General features: G+C 40.9%; 13 protein-coding genes. 1 reads left to right on the forward strand and 12 read right to left on the reverse strand.

Annotation, left to right across the window (positions count from 1 at the left end; genetic code table 11):
- Window positions 1–264: 264 nt before the first annotated feature.
- A complete protein-coding gene (gene serA, locus AC4QJR_RS22730; protein WP_496524252.1) occupies window positions 265–1908 on the forward strand; it encodes a phosphoglycerate dehydrogenase in 1644 nt (547 codons plus the stop codon).
- 46 nt (window positions 1909–1954) lie between these two features.
- Here the strand turns inward: serA and AC4QJR_RS22735 are convergent, their stop codons facing one another.
- The 12 genes from AC4QJR_RS22735 to AC4QJR_RS22790 all read right to left on the reverse strand — a co-directional run bounded on the left by AC4QJR_RS22735 (window position 1955) and on the right by AC4QJR_RS22790 (window position 17507).
- Window positions 1955–3079, reverse strand: a complete 1125-nt coding sequence (locus AC4QJR_RS22735) for an HAD family hydrolase (RefSeq protein WP_496524253.1) — start codon at window positions 3077–3079, stop codon at window positions 1955–1957.
- 154 nt (window positions 3080–3233) lie between these two features.
- Window positions 3234–4442, reverse strand: coding sequence for an acyl-CoA dehydrogenase family protein (locus AC4QJR_RS22740; RefSeq protein ID WP_496524254.1), 1209 nt, complete (start codon window positions 4440–4442; stop codon window positions 3234–3236).
- Window positions 4443–4456: 14 nt separating this feature from the next.
- On the reverse strand, window positions 4457–5641 hold the full coding sequence (locus tag AC4QJR_RS22745; RefSeq protein ID WP_496524255.1) for a CaiB/BaiF CoA transferase family protein: 1185 nt from the start codon (window positions 5639–5641) through the stop codon (window positions 4457–4459).
- A gap of 201 nt (window positions 5642–5842) precedes the next feature.
- Window positions 5843–7264 (reverse strand): NAD-dependent succinate-semialdehyde dehydrogenase, encoded by a 1422-nt coding sequence (locus AC4QJR_RS22750; RefSeq protein WP_496526725.1) that lies wholly within the window; start codon window positions 7262–7264, stop codon window positions 5843–5845.
- 38 nt (window positions 7265–7302) lie between these two features.
- Window positions 7303–8673, reverse strand: coding sequence for a 4-aminobutyrate--2-oxoglutarate transaminase (gabT, locus tag AC4QJR_RS22755; RefSeq protein WP_496524256.1), 1371 nt, complete (start codon window positions 8671–8673; stop codon window positions 7303–7305).
- 31 nt (window positions 8674–8704) lie between these two features.
- Window positions 8705–10078, reverse strand: coding sequence for a putrescine aminotransferase (locus tag AC4QJR_RS22760; RefSeq protein ID WP_496524257.1), 1374 nt, complete (start codon window positions 10076–10078; stop codon window positions 8705–8707).
- A gap of 24 nt (window positions 10079–10102) precedes the next feature.
- Entirely contained in the window at window positions 10103–11575 is a 1473-nt protein-coding gene (locus AC4QJR_RS22765) for an aldehyde dehydrogenase family protein (protein WP_496526726.1), read from the reverse strand.
- Between the two features lie 238 nt (window positions 11576–11813).
- Window positions 11814–13937, reverse strand: a complete 2124-nt coding sequence (locus AC4QJR_RS22770; protein WP_496524258.1) for a sigma-54 interaction domain-containing protein — start codon at window positions 13935–13937, stop codon at window positions 11814–11816.
- A 133-nt stretch (window positions 13938–14070) separates the two neighbouring features.
- Entirely contained in the window at window positions 14071–14319 is a 249-nt protein-coding gene (locus AC4QJR_RS22775) for a biotin/lipoyl attachment domain-containing protein (protein ID WP_496524259.1), read from the reverse strand.
- Between the two features lie 24 nt (window positions 14320–14343).
- Window positions 14344–14634 (reverse strand): SAV0927 family protein, encoded by a 291-nt coding sequence (locus AC4QJR_RS22780; protein WP_496524260.1) that lies wholly within the window; start codon window positions 14632–14634, stop codon window positions 14344–14346.
- 30 nt (window positions 14635–14664) lie between these two features.
- Window positions 14665–15951 carry a Glu/Leu/Phe/Val family dehydrogenase gene (locus tag AC4QJR_RS22785; RefSeq protein ID WP_496524261.1) on the reverse strand — a complete coding sequence of 429 codons (1287 nt, stop codon included), beginning with the start codon at window positions 15949–15951 and terminating at the stop codon, window positions 14665–14667.
- A 194-nt stretch (window positions 15952–16145) separates the two neighbouring features.
- Entirely contained in the window at window positions 16146–17507 is a 1362-nt protein-coding gene (locus AC4QJR_RS22790; RefSeq protein ID WP_496524262.1) for an APC family permease, read from the reverse strand.
- Window positions 17508–17531 lie beyond the last annotated feature (24 nt).

The raw sequence follows: 17531 nt of genomic DNA on the forward strand, positions 1-17531 counted from the left end.
TCATAAATTTTATTAATTTTTTCTTCTTTCCCTTTACAATCCTTAAGGTTTGGTTGTAGAATAATCCCTATATTTAGTTTATTTTTGAATATTCAATCAATTGCATTATTCTATACATGACAAGTGATGACGAAGACGACATTAAGAATATGGCCCAGCATACGAGGGTGGTACCACACGTCGATACACGTCCCTCATAACAAGACAAATCCGTCTGTTATGAGGGGCGTTTTTTAATTAAAGAATTAAAGGAGGATTACGAGCATGTATAAGGTACTTGTAACCGATGGAATTAGCAGCACAGGATTGAAAAGCTTAATTGAACACCCTAATTTTACCGTAGATCGCCAGCCAACACTACCGACAGAGGAGTTAAAAAATATCATTGGAGAATACGATGCTCTGATTGTCCGGAGTCAAACAAAAGTAAGTGAAGAACTGCTCAAAGCAGCAGGCCGTCTCCGTGTAATTGCTAGAGCAGGTGTTGGTGTCGATAATATTGATGTGAATGCGGCAACGAAAAAAGGGATTATCGTCATCAATGCTCCCGGTGCCAATACCATTGCAGCAACGGAGCATACCTTAGCAATGATGCTATCCTTGGCACGGAAAATTCCTCACGCCCACCAAAAGACAGTATCGGGACAATGGGACCGTAACTCTTTTAAGGGTGTGGAATTGTACAAAAAAACTCTTGGCGTTATCGGCATGGGTAAAATCGGAACAGAAGTGTCGAAACGGGCAAAAAGCTTTGGGATGAACATTTTAGGATTTGATCCTTACTTGTCCGAAGAACGAGCAAAAAAGCTGGGAATAGCGAAAGCGAGCCTCGATGTAATTGCACAAGAATCAGATTTTATTACCATTCATACACCTCTTACTAATAACACAAGAGGCCTGATTAATGATGCCTATTTACGGAAAACAAAAAAAGGTGTCCGGTTTGTCAATTGTGCCCGTGGTGGTGTGATCGACGAAAAGGCACTGGTTAGAGCCATTCAGTCCGGCCATGTTGCAGGTGCAGCTCTTGACGTGTTTGAAAAAGAGCCTGCTTCCGACCCAGAATTATTGCAAAATCCAAATATTATTGTAACACCACATCTTGGAGCTTCTACCGTTGAAGCACAGGAAAAAGTGGCCCAAGAGGTAAGCGCGGAAATCATTGAGATTTTTGAATCTCAATCGATTCAAAACGCTGTGAATATGCCGCAAATGTCAGGCGAAACCCAAGCGAAACTGCAGCCGTACCTCCTTCTGGGGGACCAAATGGGGCAACTTGTCATTCAATTATTAAATAAACAGGCTCCTGCTAAAATAGAAATTAATTATTATGGCGATTTAATTGATGAAGATACAGAATTGTTGACACGTACCATGTTGAAGGGTGTCTTGTCCTATCATTTAAGCGATTCTGTTAATCTAATTAATGCTTTGCACTTACTAAAAGAGCAAGGAGTTTCGTATAATGTCGTTAAAAATGCAACAAATAAAGGATTTGCTAATTATATGGAACTAAGTGTCTCCAATGATAATGAAACAGCCAAAATTGGGGCAACCGTCTTAAACGGGTATGGAGCGAGAATTCTAAAAATCAACCAATACCGAATTGACGTTAAACCAGAAAAATTTCTATTATATATCAAACATCGAGATGTTCCAGGAATGATTGGCAAGGTTGGTTCACTCTTAGGAGAGCATCAAATCAATATTGGGACGATGCAGGTGGGGCGTACAGAAGTAGGCGGTGAGGCAATCATGGTATTAACTGTGGACAAAACATTAAATGCCAACGTCATCCATGTCTTAAAATTAATTGATGGACTTGAAGAAGCACAAGTACTGGAGTTATCGAATGTGGATCCATTTGGACCTGGGCGAGTGGAATTAGAGAAGATCGAAAATATATAGATAAGAATTGAGGGATTGCGACGGGGCAATCCCTTTTCTATATTTATCATAATATCGTTTTCAAATCGAGGACCGTATCAAGAATGTAGTCTGCTTTATGTTTTTCAAAGTCACCCCTGGCATCTTTTCCTGAAAGGCCGGTTAGAACAGCTGCAAACTGACAGCCAAGTTTTCTTGCCGCTAATAGATCGGCCAAGGAGTCCCCTACGACTAAAACCGTCTCAGCATTTTCAAGCGGTAGTCTTGTATTTAAACACGCTTGAATAGGTGTCTCCTTCCCAAGGAGTCCCATGATATATGTAAATGGATGGGGCTTCGATAGCGACATTCGTTCTGGCAGCTCTAATTCCGCCTTTAGCACATCATCAGCGGTTACGATTCGATTTTCATCAAATTGCTTCAACCAATCTAAATGTTGAAACGGCTGAATAGTTTCCAGTTCTGGTCTGCCTGTCCCGATACCAATCATGTATCCTGATGAATTCAGGAATTGGAATAACTCGTCAATTTCTTGTCTAGGGGCTAATGTTATTTCATTGGCCAAGAAGCCCTTTTTCCCATGTTGAACGGATGGCCTTCCAGTCGAAGCGAAGACATGTTCATCCCCCACATACCACTCTTGGGAAACATGCTCACAAACGGACCAAAGCTCACCCTTGTTAAAAATAGAAGTTGCAATCCCCATTTTCTCTGAGGCTAGTTCGTTCAAATAACTAAACAACTCCTGCTTCGTTGCCTCTGAACGTGCAAACTCCTGCTCAAACAATCTGAAATCTAGTTTCACATGGTAATTACTTAACACCTTTCCCATCTCAACTAGGGTTTCACGATCGATTGGTGCCTGACACCAGTTTTTAATTTTCTCCAATTCAGTATCTTTGATTTGCGAGAGCAGGTGGATCAGCTGGTGGCTGAATGATAGGTAGATCATGTCCCAGTTGGCGTTTAGGCCGCGTGATTTCATAAACTTTAGAACTTTATCGTTTTCAAATACTAATTCTCTTATTTCCTGAATTTCCTCATCATTATAGTCCGTTTTAAACTGCATCGGTTCTAGCCCCAAGTAATTAGGGCTGATCAGCATTTCCCAAACAGTTAAAGCAGAAGCATCAAAATAGTGTTCTTCGCTTAATAGTACCCCATCAACGTCAAATAAAATGGTTTTAATCAAAAATTCTCACCCTCATTTCCTCTTTGCTTTATTACGTTATCGTAACACAGTAGGACAACTTATTTGAAGTAAATTATTTAATAATACAATAATAGTAAAAGAACAAGCAGTGTACCAGTTTTCCAACTGTACGGCTTGTTCTTTTTAAATAAATTTACCCTTTTATTAAACTTTCTTCAAACGGCCAGGCTGGAAGCATCTTCCTTAGTGGTTTATCCTCACGATAGCCTAGAGCATATTCTCCCTGCATGATGGTATGGATTTCTCTTGTTCCTTCATAAATTACAGGTGCTTTGGCATTTCGTAAATAACGCTCCACTGGGAATTCATTGGAGAAGCCGTACGCCCCGTGAATTTGAACCGCATCGTTTGCAGCCTCAAAGGCGGCGTCACAGGAAACCCACTTGGCTAAAGACGTTTCTTGGGTATTCCGTTTGCCCTGATTTTTTAGCCAGCCAGCCTTAAAAACTAGCAAACGTGAAATCTCTAGATTAGCGGACATTTTTGCAATCATTTGCTGAACGAGCTGATGTTTGCCAATTTCTTTGCCAAAGGTCTTCCGCTCCTCACAATATTTGACGCTAGCTTCCAGCGAAGCCATAATCGTACCACAAGCACCTGCAGCTACTGTAAAGCGGCCATTGTCGAGGGCGGACATGGCAATCTTAAAGCCTTCTCCCTCATAGCCCAACAAATTCTCTGCTGGAACCCTGACATGATCTAAGAATATCTCCCCCGTATTTCCTGCCCGAATTCCCAATTTCCCTTTTATGGCTTTAGTAGAAAGCCCAGCAAATGACCGTTCTACAATAAAACAAGAGATCCCATGATGATCAGCTTTCGTGTCTGTTTTTGCAAAGATTAAAAAGTGGTCAGCCACATCACATAGAGAGATCCAAGTTTTTGATCCATTTAAAATATAGTAATCTCCATCTTTGACGGCTGTCGTTTCCATGGCTGCCACATCGGAGCCAGCATTCGGTTCTGTTAATCCAAAGGCTCCTATTTTATTACCGGCTGCCTGTGGAAGAAGGTATTTTCGTTTCTGCTCCTCAGTCCCCCACTGTAATAATGTCATACTGTTCAAACCAGTATGTACTGATACCGCGGTCCGGAAGGCCGTGTCGCCTCGTTCTAGTTCCTCACAAACAATGGCGAGGGTATTATAGTCCATGCCCACTCCGCCATATTCCTCAGGAATACATACACCCATTAACTGTAATTCTGCTAATCTTTTTAAAATATTAATTTCAAAATGACCTTTTTCATCCCACTCCTTGATATAGGGCAGAATTTCTCGGTCTACAAATGATCGAACCACCTTTCTAACGCTTTTTTGCTCTTCAGATAAAGTAAAATTCATAATAAGTACCTCCCCTAGATAATATGATCTTGTTTCATTTTTACGATTTCATGCTTGGAATAACCCAGTTTAAACAGGATTTCATCTGTATGCTCACTGTGCAATGGCGGATGCCTATCGATTTTTATTGGGGATTTTGAAAACTTTAATGGTGAACCGACAAGTTTTAAGTTAGAAATCGTTGGATGCTTTATCTTCACAACCATTTCCCTTGCGATCGCTTGTTCAGAATCCAAAGCCTCCATCACATTGTTAATCGGTCCATTCGGGATCCCAGCTTCATCAAGTAACACTTTCCACTCTGCCCTTGATTTCGTTTTTAATTTTGCCGTGATGACTTTTTCCAGTTCATCCTTTTTTTGCAGGCGCCCTGAGTTTTTTTTATATTGGTCACTTAAAAGGATTTCATCTTCCAGCAGAATTGCTAGCTTCTTATATTGCCGGTCATTTCCAACAGCAAGGATAAATTCGCCATCGTTTGCAGCAAACACTTGGTATGGAACTATGTTTGGATGTGCATTACCGAGCCTTTCAGGGATCCTCCCAGAGCATAAAAAATTACTGGCAACATTCACTAACGCAGCCAACTGGGAATCAAATAATGAAATATCTATCTCTTGCCCCTCTCCAGTCCTATTGCGATGCTGGATGGCTCCTAAAATACCGATACAGGTGAAAAGACCGGTGAGTACATCTGCTATGGCAACACCGACCTTTGCAGGCTGCCCATCCTTTTCACCTGTAATACTCATCAAACCTGACATGGCTTGAATAATATAGTCATAACCTGGAAGATGGGAATAAGGGCCAGTAGTGCCAAAACCACTGATTGAGGCTAAAATAATTCCTTCATTCACCTTTTTCATTTCCTCATATCCGAACCCTAATCTGTCGAGGGTTCCCGGCTTAAAATTTTGGACAACCACATCAGCATCGCTCACAAGCTTTTTTAAGATTTCAAGGCCCTGAGGGGTTTTTAAGTTTAAAGTAATCCCCTGTTTATTACGATTAGCACATAAATAATAGGCGCTCTCTCCTTCTAAAAAGGGCGGTCCCCACCCCCGTGTTTCATCCCCAATTTCGATACTTTCAATTTTGATTACTTCTGCGCCCATATCGCCTAAGATCATCGTGCAATAAGGACCGGCTAGCACACGTGATAAATCGACAATTTTTAATCGGTGGAGCGGCCCAGGCATTTTTCTACCTCCTTTCTTTTAAATTGGTAGAGTGATTCTATTAAAAAGACTATTAATTTTCATAATAGAGAAATAAATATAAAATCAGCAAAAAGCATTCCTAAGTCCAAAAAAAGCCAGCGCTAACAATCAATATTCAGAAATACTTTGATTGTGCCACTGGCTTTTAGTCATGTCCGTATCTGGATGAAAAAAGGTCTACTAAATATCCAAACCTATCGATATATATTTTACTTCTAAAAACTCTTCAATGCCGTAGTGTCCACCTTCGCGTCCTAGACCACTCTCCTTAAAACCACCGAATGGGGCTTGAACGACTGAAGGCAGGGCATCATTTAGGCCAATAATACCGTACTCTAGTTGTTCCGTTATCCTAAAGGAACGGCTTAAATTCTCTGTATATACATAGGCAGCCAATCCGTAACAAGAATTGTTAGCCCGTTCAATAACTTCTTCTTCGGTACTAAAAGTGGAAATCGGAGCGAGTGGGCCAAATATTTCATCTTTCATACATTCCATCTCATCATTAATATTGGTCAAAATTGTGGGTGCATAGAAATATCCGTTATTTTCAGCTGGGGTAAGCCCGCTATAAATGACCTTTCCACCTTTCTCAACTGCGTCCTTAACCAGCCCATCTACTTTTTTATAAGCGGCATGGTCAATTAATGGACCAATATCCGTTCCCGCTTCCAGTCCGTTGCCGACTTTAAGCTTTTCTAATTCTGCTTGAAAAAGCTTAGTAAATTCATCTGCAATCCCTTCCTGTACATAAACACGATTTGTACAAATGCAGGTTTGACCAGCATTTCGAAATTTTGATTGTAAAAGTCCTTCAGCGGCCTTCGCTAAATTTGCATCATCCATTACAATAAATGGGGCATTCCCACCAAGCTCGAGGGAAACCTTTTTGACAGTATCAGCGGCCCCACGCATTAACGTCTTTCCAACCTCGGTTGACCCTGTAAAGGTAATCTTTGTTACGCGTGGATCCTTCAGCCACGCTTCGCCAATTTCTGACGACCTTCCAGTAATCACGTTCAGCACCCCTGCAGGAATGCCTGCTTCTTGGGCTAGCTCCGCCATTTTTAATGCTGTAAGAGGCGTTTGGTTTGCAGGCTTCACAACAGCCGTACAACCTGCTGCTAATGCAGGTGCTACTTTTCTCGTAATCATGGCCGCCGGGAAGTTCCACGGTGTAATCGCTGCAATTACGCCAACCGGTTCTTTTCTAACTAGTATTCTTTTATTTGGATGGGCGGCTGGAATCGTCTCACCATATACTCGTTTCCCTTCTTCGGCATACCAGGAGATAAAACCATTTGCATACTGAACCTCACCCAGCGCTTCTTTAAGTGGTTTACCTTGTTCAATTGTCATGATCCTTGCAATTTCATGTTTGTTTTCCTCAATTAAGTAAAACCATTTCATCAAGAGTTGATAGCGCTCATCCGCTGTTTTTTTCGACCAGAGTTTAAATGCTTTATAGGCAGCATCCACTGCTTGCTCTGCTTCATAAGCACCACCTGTTGGAACAGCACCAATTACTTCTTTTGTAGCTGGATTATTTATTTCAGTTAAAACCTCATAATCATTGCCAACCCATTCCCCATTAATATACATGGGATAGATTTGATAATTTTTATTTACAATATCCATTTTTATTCCCCTCCAACCGATAAGGCAGGATCATTTGTATACACTGCTTCTACCGCCTCTTCCATAATTTGCAAACCTTCTTCGAGTTGATCATCAGTGATGGTAATTGGCATGAGAAGGCGAATCACATTGCTATAAATCCCAGCACTTAGTAACATCAGGCCGCGTTCTCCAGCAGCTTTTACAATTTTCCCCGTCGCCTCTTTATCTGGTGTTTTGGATTGTCGGTTTTTGACTATTTCCATCGCACACATCGCACCAAGACCGCGGACATCACCAATCCCCTCGAAACGCTCTGCAAGAAGGTTCATCTTTTCAAGTACACGATCACCTATTTGTCTTGCCCGGTCATTTAGCTGTTCATTTTCAATAATATCTAATACTGTCAGTGCTGCCCTGCACCCGAGCGGGCTCCCAGCATAGGTTCCACCGATTTCACCAACCTCAGCAGTATTCATAATTTCTGCCCTGCCAATCACGCCGCTGATAGGAACGCCAGCACCCATTGATTTCGAAATCGTAATTAAATCAGGTACCACCCCAAAATGGTCAATTGCAAAGTACTTTCCTGTCCGCGCGAACCCAGTTTGTATTTCATCGGCTATAAACAAGATACCATACTGTGTGCAGATTTCTCTGACCCGTTTAACAAAAGCGGTGTCAGGCACTATAAATCCGCCTTCTCCCTGCACAGGTTCCATCACAACGGCAGCAATCGTTTCAGGTGCAACTTCTGCCAGTAAAAATTGTTCAAATTGGTCGATCATCATAGCACTATATTGCTGTTCATCCATTCCTTCAGGGCGGTGGTACGCATATGGGTATGGCGCCTTGTATACTTCTGGAGCGAATGGTCCAAAGCCGAACTTATACGGCTTCACTTTACTTGTCATCGTCATGGTCATTAACGTCCGGCCATGGAACCCCCTTGTAAAAGAGACAATTCCTTGGCGCTTTGTGTATTTCCTAGCAATCTTTACCGCGTTCTCAACCGCTTCGGCACCACTGTTAAAAAAGGCAGCCTGCTTGTCAAAGTCACCCGGTGCAAGCTGACAAAGCCGCTCGGCTAAAGCGATATACGATTCATACATCATTACATTAAAGCCAGTGTGGATAAATTGGCTTGCTTGTTCCTGAAGGGCTCTAACTACTCTAGGATGAGAGTGACCGACGTTTATCGTTCCAATAGCACCAGCAAAATCAATATAACAATTACCGTCCACATCTTCTACCAGAGCTCCTTGTGCCTTTTTAACAAAGGAATGGCAGTTATTGCTGATTCCTTTTGGGACAAATTTATTTCTTCGCTCCAAAATTTCCCTTGATTTCGGTCCGGGTATCTCTGTTTGGAGCCTGACATATTTCTTTTCCACTTCTATGCTCCCCCTTTTAAAAAATAAATCGTTAAGCATCTAAATGATCTAAAACGGTTTTGAAGGTGCTGACCACTTTATTAACCTCTTTATAGCTTATGGTCAATGCTGGTTCGATACGAATGGTTTTTGAATTAATTAACGTCCCAGCTACAAGGATTCCTCTATCAAACATTCCTTTTGAGACCTCGTATCCAATTTCATCTTGATGGAATTCGATGCCAATCATTAAGCCTTGACCACGAATCTCCTGAACCTTAACTTCATGGCCTTGTGCTGCCTTTTTCAATTCTTCAAGGAAATAGGCCCCCACTTCCGCTGCTCTCTCTGGTAACTTATCTTCAATTAATACTCCAATTGTAGCAATCGCTGCGGCACATGCTAACGGATTACCGCCAAAGGTGGTTGTATGCATAAATGGATTATCAAACCAGCTCTTAAATACCTTTTCACTAGCTACAACAGCCCCAGCTGGCATCACGCCGCCGCCAAATGCTTTTGCTAGACAGATAATATCTGGAACTACTTCATACAGTTCTGCGGCGAACATTTTCCCCGTTCGGCCCATTCCTGTTTGTACTTCATCAAATATAAGCAAGGATCCGTATTGATCACATAGTTCACGAACTTGCTTTAAGTAGTTTTCCGGTGGAAGAATAATTCCGCCTTCACCTTGAATCGGTTCTAAAAGAACAGCAGCAACATCTTCACCAACCGAGGCACAGACCTCAAAGGTTTTTCTCATCATATCAATATCGCCAAAAGGCACATGACGGAAGCCCGGGATTAATGGTAAGAAGGGTTTACGGAACATCCCTTTCGCGGTACCTGACAACGAGCCTAAACTTTTCCCATGGAACGCACGAGTCGTAGAGATAAACGTTGTCCGCTCGCTGTACATTTTGGCAAGTTTCAGGGATGCTTCAACGCTTTCTGTTCCGCTGTTTGTAAAGAAGGCATATTTTAAATCCCCTGGGGTAATATCTGCTAAAATTTTTGCTAGCATTGCACGAAGTGGATCTAGCAAATCCTGACTATGGAGCGCTTGACGTTTTAATTGGTCAGTTACCGCCTTAACCACCTTCGGATTGCGATGGCCTACATTGTAGATGCCGAATCCGCCAAGACAATCGATATATTCTTTGCCATTGACATCCTTAAAGCAAGAGCCATTATCAGACCATTCCACTGCTGCAAATTGGCCGCCTTCCGTAACTGTTTTGCGGTATTCTAAGAATCCCGGATTTACGTGTTCACGGAAACCATCAACGGTTTCTTTGGTAATCCAAGCCGCTTCCTCACTATTAATTTCCTCTTTTTCTATTAAGTTTAAAACCTTATTAATATATTCACTAACCTTTTGATTTTGCTCACATTTTAATTCATTTTTTAAATCGATACTCATAATATTATTCCTCCTATTAAATGATTAATTAGAAAACCAGCCAATTGGTTCAACCTGCAAATTAATATTTATTTGTTTTATTTCTTGAAATTCTTCAAGTCCAAATGTACCAAGACTACGGCCAATTCCACTTTGCTTATAGCCGCCCCACGGAGCTTCGTTATAGGTAGGATGATAGGAATTTACCCAAGTAATCCCTGCACGCAGCTTTTTAATAATCCTTAGTGCCTTTGCACCATTATTAGAAAATACACCACCGGCTAACCCATAAACGGTACCATTGGCAAGTTTAATAGCTTCTGCTTCGTCCGTGAACTTCTGAATGACTACAACGGGACCGAAGATTTCCTCCTGAACAATTCTCATCTCTTGGGTGACATCGACAAATACCGTCGGTTCAATAAAATAACCTTTTTCTAACCCGTTAGCGACAACCCGCTTTCCACCGCAAGCAACTATCGCACCTTCTTCCTTGCCAATTTCAATGTAGGAAAGGACTTTTTCTAAGTGCTCCTGACTGACAAGCGGACCCATTTCTGTTGCAGGATCATCACCAGGTCCTACTTGAATTTGTTTTGCCCTTTCAACAAAACGCTGGACAAATTGATCATAGATGCTTTCTTCAACAAGGATCCTGGAACCAGCGGAACATACTTGACCAGAACCTGCGTAGATTCCAAATAACGCATAATCCACTGCCGTTTCAAAGTCAGCATCAGCAAAAATAATATTCGGTGATTTACCGCCTAGCTCTAACGAAACTTTCTTCATCGTGTCAGCTGCTGTTTTCATAATATGCTTGCCTGTTTTCGTACCACCTGTAAATGAGATCATATCGACCTCAGGGTGGGAAGCGATTTCATTTCCAACCACCGCTCCAGCTCCCATTACCAGATTAGCAACCCCTTTTGGCAAACCAACTTCTTCAAATATCTCGAAGAGTTTTTTCGGTGTAACTGGTGTCACTTCCGATGGTTTAAAGACAATTGTATTTCCTGCGGCTAAGGCTGGGGCAATCTTCCACACACTCATTAACAGTGGATAGTTCCACGGAACTATCAAACCGCATACCCCTACCGGTTCACGGACAACCATAGCCTGCATTGGATCGGCGACATGATAGGTCTGCCCATCAGGCTTTGTAATCAATCCTGCATAATAGCGAAAACAGGCGGCTGCATCACCGATATCAAAACCCGCCTCTCTCAATGGCTTCCCATTATCCATCGTTTCCAGATGGGACAATTCATCGGCATATTCATCAATTTTGTCAGCAATCTTTAATAAATAGGAGGATCGTTCCTGTGCAGAAATTCCAGACCAGATACCTTCTTCGAAGGCCCTGCGTGCTGCATAAATAGCTGCACGGGCATCAGCTCTTGTTCCTTCTGGCGCATATGATATAACCTCACCACTTGCAGGATTTAATACTGGGCGTGTTTCTTGATTTTCGGCATCTTTCCATTCACCATCAATAAACATCTTCAGGTTTACCACTCTTTTTTTTACCTCGACCATTTAAATTCCTCCTTTATTCACCCTCATTAACTATAGTTGCAAGAAGCGTGCCAACCTTTAAAACCTGCCAAAATAAATATCTCTCAAGAAATTTGATTGATTACTATTCAAATTTGCATAACCCTATGATTGATTGAATAGGGGGAACATATCACATCATAATTTACCAGTTAATTAAAAAAAGCTGCTTCAGATCATTAGACCTGAAGCAGCTCAATTAAAAGGGTGATAGGTTTTCCATTTTAATATTTTTCTCATTTACTATTTTTTGATACTTTCTACTAACAGATGACTGACTGATTCCTAGGGCTTTTGCTGCTTTCGTTGTCGTTTTGTATTGGTTCATTGCCATCACAATTAATTGCTCCTCGACATGGTCGATAGCCTCCTGTAACGGAATGACCCTTGTAAAGACTGGCTTCATTTTTTTATGTTCCAAGCCCGTGGATAAAAATTGGCTGACGAACTCTGCATCAATCGACGGATGTTCGGCCGTAACTACTAATCTTTCAATAATATTTTGAAGTTCCCTGACATTACCCGGCCACGGATAAAACTCTAGTACATTAATAGCATCAGGAGTTAGATGGTAATTCCGATCATATCTCTCATTCAATTGCTGGAGGAAATGAAAGGCAAGCAGCGAAATATCCTCTGTCCTTTCCCTTAAGGCCGGGATGTGAATCGGTATGACATTCAAGCGATAAAATAAATCTTCACGGAATGTCCCTTCCTCAACCATTTTTTCTAATTTTTTATTCGTAGCTGCAATAATCTGCACATTCACCTTAATGGGGGTAGTACTGCCAATTGGAATAACTTCCTGCTCCTGAAGAACTCGTAATAGCTTCACCTGCAAATGAATTGGCATCTCACCGATTTCGTCTAGAAACAAAATACCGCCATCTGCTTGTTTAAAGTAGCCTTCTTTTCCATTTTTATCAGCACCGGTAAAAGATCCCTTCGAATATCCAAATAGTTCGCTTTCTAGTAAACTCTCGGGAATTGCCCCGCAATTTAATTTAAGAAAAGGCTTCGCCTGGCGTCTGCCTAATTGATGGATCGCTTGAGCAATTACTTCTTTTCCAACCCCAGATTCTCCGTTCAAAAGGACGGTGGAGGAAAAATCAGCAATTTTCTTGGCCTGATTAATAACCTTCTCCATTTTCGGACTACAATAAATGAGCTTTTTCAAAAAACGGTCCTTACTCTTAAAATCATCTAATTCCTTCTTATATTGTTCTGATATCTTTTTCATTTCCTGCAGTTCACTTTTTAGTCGGGTGGTTTCGGTAATATCACGAGATGCAATGATAATCCGGTCAAGCTCATTTTGATCATTGAAGACTGGATTTCCGACGGCAAGAATTTTTCTCCCCGTTTTGGTTTCTTGAACAACAGAGACTTTTTTTCCTTTCTCCAATACAAGTCTTGTGACCGAAGGAGTAAACAACCCCTGGTCTTCCAGTTCAAGAATATTTTTTCCAATCAACTCTTTTAAATCAACTTTCCAGAAATCTTGGATAATGTTTTCACTAAACCTGATTAGCTCTCCTTTGTTGTTCACCACGAGAATTTCATCATAGATACTAGACAAAATCGCATGCAGGTCCTTATTTAAATCTTTAATATATTCAATTTCCATAGCCATTTCTTCGACCATTGGCAAATCCTGGGCAACAATGATGATTCCATCGACTTCATTCTCATAGTTCAAGATAGGGCTATAATCGACGAGAATCCCCATTTCATTCTTGATAACCAAATGGTTAAGAAGCGTCTTACCGGTGGAAAATACCTGTTCAAGATGGGTGCGGCTAAAAATCTCTCCTGCTGGAAGATTCATAACCTTTTCTGCGGTCGAACGAATCATTTTTAAACCAGCTTCATTATAATTAATAATTCGCTTTTCTTTATCCAATACAAAAATGCCCATCGGGATCGAGGTCAGAATAATTTTAAGTAAGTCGACACTTTTATTTTCCTGTTTAAAAAGCTCAGCAAGAACATCTTCTCTGCTAATGTAACCAGCTGGATGACCATCCACATCTCTAATAATCGCAAAAGGTTCGCCAATAATTTGGAACAACGCAGGCAGAGAGATTTGTTCACTAAGATGGCAGATGCTCTCTAAAGATTTCGCTTGTTCAAGTAAGGATTCAATCGAGGCATGCTCTTTATTATTGTTTTCAAGTATGACATACGCAAATAAATGATTTTTTCTTTTTAAAAACAAAAAGGGTTCTTTAAGGTTATTAAAGGTTGATTGAAAAACTACTTCACTTTCATCCACGTCTACTGAAATAATTGGTTTCACTTTTTCTTTGGCAACAGAAAACATCGTTTACTTCCCCCTTAACACCTAATCTACCTAATCTACCTAATCTACCTAATACTATCATTTTATTTGTAAAATATTAATTTAAATATGACACAAAAAAGAAGATGAGCGACCCATCTTCTTTTTCAAGCCATTAATCACTACCTGTGACAAATAAATCTTCCTTTATATACGCAAGAACCATCCCGGGAATAACATAATCTCCTTCCTGTACTTCGAGCGATTTTACCTCACCACTTAAACATGTCTGAACCGTTTCCTCCTTTCCTGATTCGGAAGTAAGGATAAATAGGGTTTCCCACTCATAAATTCTCGACTCACTCTTGGTCCTAATCTTTTCCACCTTGCCAAAACATGGGCTTAGAACAACGCCATAATACATGGAATCTCTCTCCTTTTTCGTTTACTAATATTGCTCGTGAAAAGGTCCAGTCTGTAATACTTGACTAAAAAATTCCTGAAATTCTGGGATATCCTCCGCCTCGATTCCCAATCTTTCTGACCAATGATCATCTGATATAGTGTCTTCTTGACAAAGTAAAACCATATTCCCTGACTGAATCGAAGTGACCATTGCTTTCCCAAAGAATTGCTCTGAATAGCCAATCATCAAATCGTAGCGGTGGTTATGTGAAATTAAACAAAAGTAATGTAACAGCTGCTGTTCTTTTTGTTCGGCTAGTATATCAAGCTTCATTAATAACTTCCTCCTTTTTCTATTTCACTTTTAATATTTCAACCAGCCACGAAGCCTGGAAGCCTCCGCTAGTTTTTGAATTCCTTCAATATAAGCAGCAATTTTCATATTTACACCAAATCGATTAGAGGTATGGTTAACCTTTAAAAAGCTTTCTGTCATTTTCTCCTTGAGACGTTCATCAACTATCTCCTCGGTCCAGTAATAGCCTTGATTGTTCTGACACCATTCAAAATAAGAGACAATGACACCGCCGGAATTGGCGAGGATATCAGGGACAACAAGGATTTGCTGATCATCGAGAATTTTTAACGCTTCTTTTGTGGTAGGCCCATTGGCAGCTTCAATAATAATGCTGCAGTTAAGTTTACTGGCATTATACTTATTAATTACTCCAGAGATTGCAGCAGGAATAAGGATATCACATTCTTTTTCTAATAAATCTTGGTTAGTAATGGAGCTAGTAAAGCGATTAGAAACAATGCCAAAGGAATCTCTATTTTCAAGTAGAAATGGTATATCTAGTCCGTTCTCATCATATACACCGCCAAGCATGTCGCCGATACCAATTACTTTTGCCCCAATCTCATATAAATACTGGGCAAGATAACTGCCGACATTTCCAAACCCTTGAATGATGACACGTGTATCTTTTAACTGCATTTTCTTTAATTCACAAACCATTTGCAGCGTATATAAAACACCTTTTGATGTTGCTGTTTCCCTTCCCTTAGATCCCCCGAGTGCAAGTGGCTTTCCGGTGATAAAACCAGGGGAGTCGAATTCACGGATATGGTCGTATTCATCGAGCATCCATGCCATAATTTGCGAGTTTGTATACATATCAGGTGCAGGAATATCCTTTGTGGGACCCACAAGTTGACTAACTGCCCTAACGTAGCCACGACTCAACCTTTCCAATTCATCTAAACTCATTTTACGAGGATCGCAGATGATTCCCCCTTTAGCACCGCCATAGGGAAGGTCGGTTATACCGCACTTTAAGCTCATCCATCCGGCCAATGCCTTTACCTCATCTGGCGTGACATCTGGATGAAAGCGGATACCTCCTTTAGTTGGACCAGAGGCATCATTATGCTGAGCACGGTACCCTTGGAATATTTCTGTCTGACCATTGTCCATTCGAACAGGGATGCTGACTTCTAAAAACCTCATTGGCTTCTTTAGAAATTCGAATACTTGGGGTGGGTAATTCAGGATGTTCACTGCTTCTTTTAAAATTTCTTGAAACTCAACAAGGAAATTATCCTGTTCTATTCCTTTCATATTCTTTGAGTCTAGTGATTCGACTGCCATTCTAACACCTCATTTTTTATTGTTACTTAAGGTAAAAGCAAGTTTCGTGCCAACTTAGAAATAGCGGTTTGAATAGATAATCTAGTAAAAAAAGAAGAAGTCCTATGAAGAAATGAGTCAAGTATTCAATTCTGCATACAAAACTCTTTTGAACAATAAAAAGCCAAGCGTTATCGCCTGGCTCAAGTTAATTTTTATAAGGTAGAGGTTTTCTCCGCATCATCGATATTTAAATCAGCTATTTTGATTTGGAAAAACTTTGTTTGGTAAAGCATATACACTACACCAATAACGATCCATACAATCCCGCCAATGAGCGCATCAAGTTGTAAGTTCGCCCATAAAATTCCTGTTAATCCTGCTCCAATAACCGGCATAATGAGATAGGAGAAAATATCTTTCGCTGTTTTATATCGCTTCTGGCGAAAAATAAAATGAGCGATGACCGATAAGTTTACAAATGTAAAAGCAATTAATGCACCAAAATTTATAAATGAAGAAATGAGCTCTAAACTTGGAGCAATCGCAAGTAATGATACGCCCCCAACCAAGATGACATTAAAAACCGGTGTCCGAAATTTGGGATGGACATACCCAAACACCTTTTTGGGCAAAACCCCATTTCTCCCCATAACATACAAAAGTCTTGATACACTGGCATGGGAGGCAAGCCCAGAAGCTACAGTGGCTGCAAAAGCACCGGAAAGGAAAACCAGTTTAAAAAGGGTTCCACCCACAAACAATCCGATTTCAGGTAGTGTGTCATCGGTTACCTTGAAGCCAGAAATATCTGGAAACAGCGCTTGGGCGAAATAGCTGCAGGTGAAGAAAATGGCGCCGCCAATAAAGACCGTTAACATAATCGCTCTCGGCATCGATTTTTGATCGATAGCCTCTTCTGCATACATAGTTACTGCATCAAAACCAATGAAGGAGAAACAAACTACCGTAGCTCCTGTCAAAACGGCTCCGAGGTGAATATCAGAATGGAAGAGAGGTGCTGTTGTGAAAATGGTTCCTTGTCCCATTCCTTTAGAGAGCTGAACAAAAGCAAGAACGATAAATGCCGCAATTAAAACCACTTCAAAAATGACAAGCAGGGAATTTAAACTCGATGTTTTCCCCATGCTCCAAGCGTTAATTGCCGTGACGATCGCAACATATGCGACAACCCAAATCCATGCTGGCACCTCTGGAAATACTGAAACCATATATATACGAATAATTAATGCATTAACCATAGGAAGCAATATATAATCAAGCAACGCTGCCCAGCCGACTATGAATCCAAGATGAGGACTGATGGTCTCTCGTGTATACGTATAAGCCGATCCCGCACTTGGAAACACCCGGACCATTTTCCCATAACTAATTGCCGTAAATGCCATAACTACTAGTGCTGTGAGGTATGCGAGCGGGACGACCCCATTCGTTTCTTCAGAGACAATTCCAAATGTATCAAACACGATCGTTGGTGTCATATAGCCCAATCCCAGCATAACGATTGCCCATAGCCCAAGTGAACGCTTAAGAGTAGTATTCTCCAATTTAACCATCTCTCCTTTTATATCCGGCTATTT

This window comes from Neobacillus sp. BP17, from assembly GCF_059579525.1.

Excerpts from the sequence above, each read along its gene's own strand:
- AC4QJR_RS22775 (WP_496524259.1), bottom strand. The coding sequence starts at position 14,319 with ATGTATTATGGCGTTGTTCTAAGCCCATGTTTTGGCAAGGTGGAAAAG.
- serA (WP_496524252.1), top strand. The coding sequence starts at position 265 with ATGTATAAGGTACTTGTAACCGATGGAATTAGCAGCACAGGATTGAAA.
- AC4QJR_RS22770 (WP_496524258.1), bottom strand. The coding sequence starts at position 13,937 with ATGTTTTCTGTTGCCAAAGAAAAAGTGAAACCAATTATTTCAGTAGAC.
- AC4QJR_RS22745 (WP_496524255.1), bottom strand. The coding sequence starts at position 5,641 with ATGCCTGGGCCGCTCCACCGATTAAAAATTGTCGATTTATCACGTGTG.
- AC4QJR_RS22750 (WP_496526725.1), bottom strand. The coding sequence starts at position 7,264 with ATGTATATTAATGGGGAATGGGTTGGCAATGATTATGAGGTTTTAACT.
- AC4QJR_RS22760 (WP_496524257.1), bottom strand. The coding sequence starts at position 10,078 with ATGAGTATCGATTTAAAAAATGAATTAAAATGTGAGCAAAATCAAAAG.
- AC4QJR_RS22790 (WP_496524262.1), bottom strand. The coding sequence starts at position 17,507 with ATGGTTAAATTGGAGAATACTACTCTTAAGCGTTCACTTGGGCTATGG.
- AC4QJR_RS22785 (WP_496524261.1), bottom strand. The coding sequence starts at position 15,951 with ATGGCAGTCGAATCACTAGACTCAAAGAATATGAAAGGAATAGAACAG.
- AC4QJR_RS22780 (WP_496524260.1), bottom strand. The coding sequence starts at position 14,634 with ATGAAGCTTGATATACTAGCCGAACAAAAAGAACAGCAGCTGTTACAT.
- AC4QJR_RS22740 (WP_496524254.1), bottom strand. The coding sequence starts at position 4,442 with ATGAATTTTACTTTATCTGAAGAGCAAAAAAGCGTTAGAAAGGTGGTT.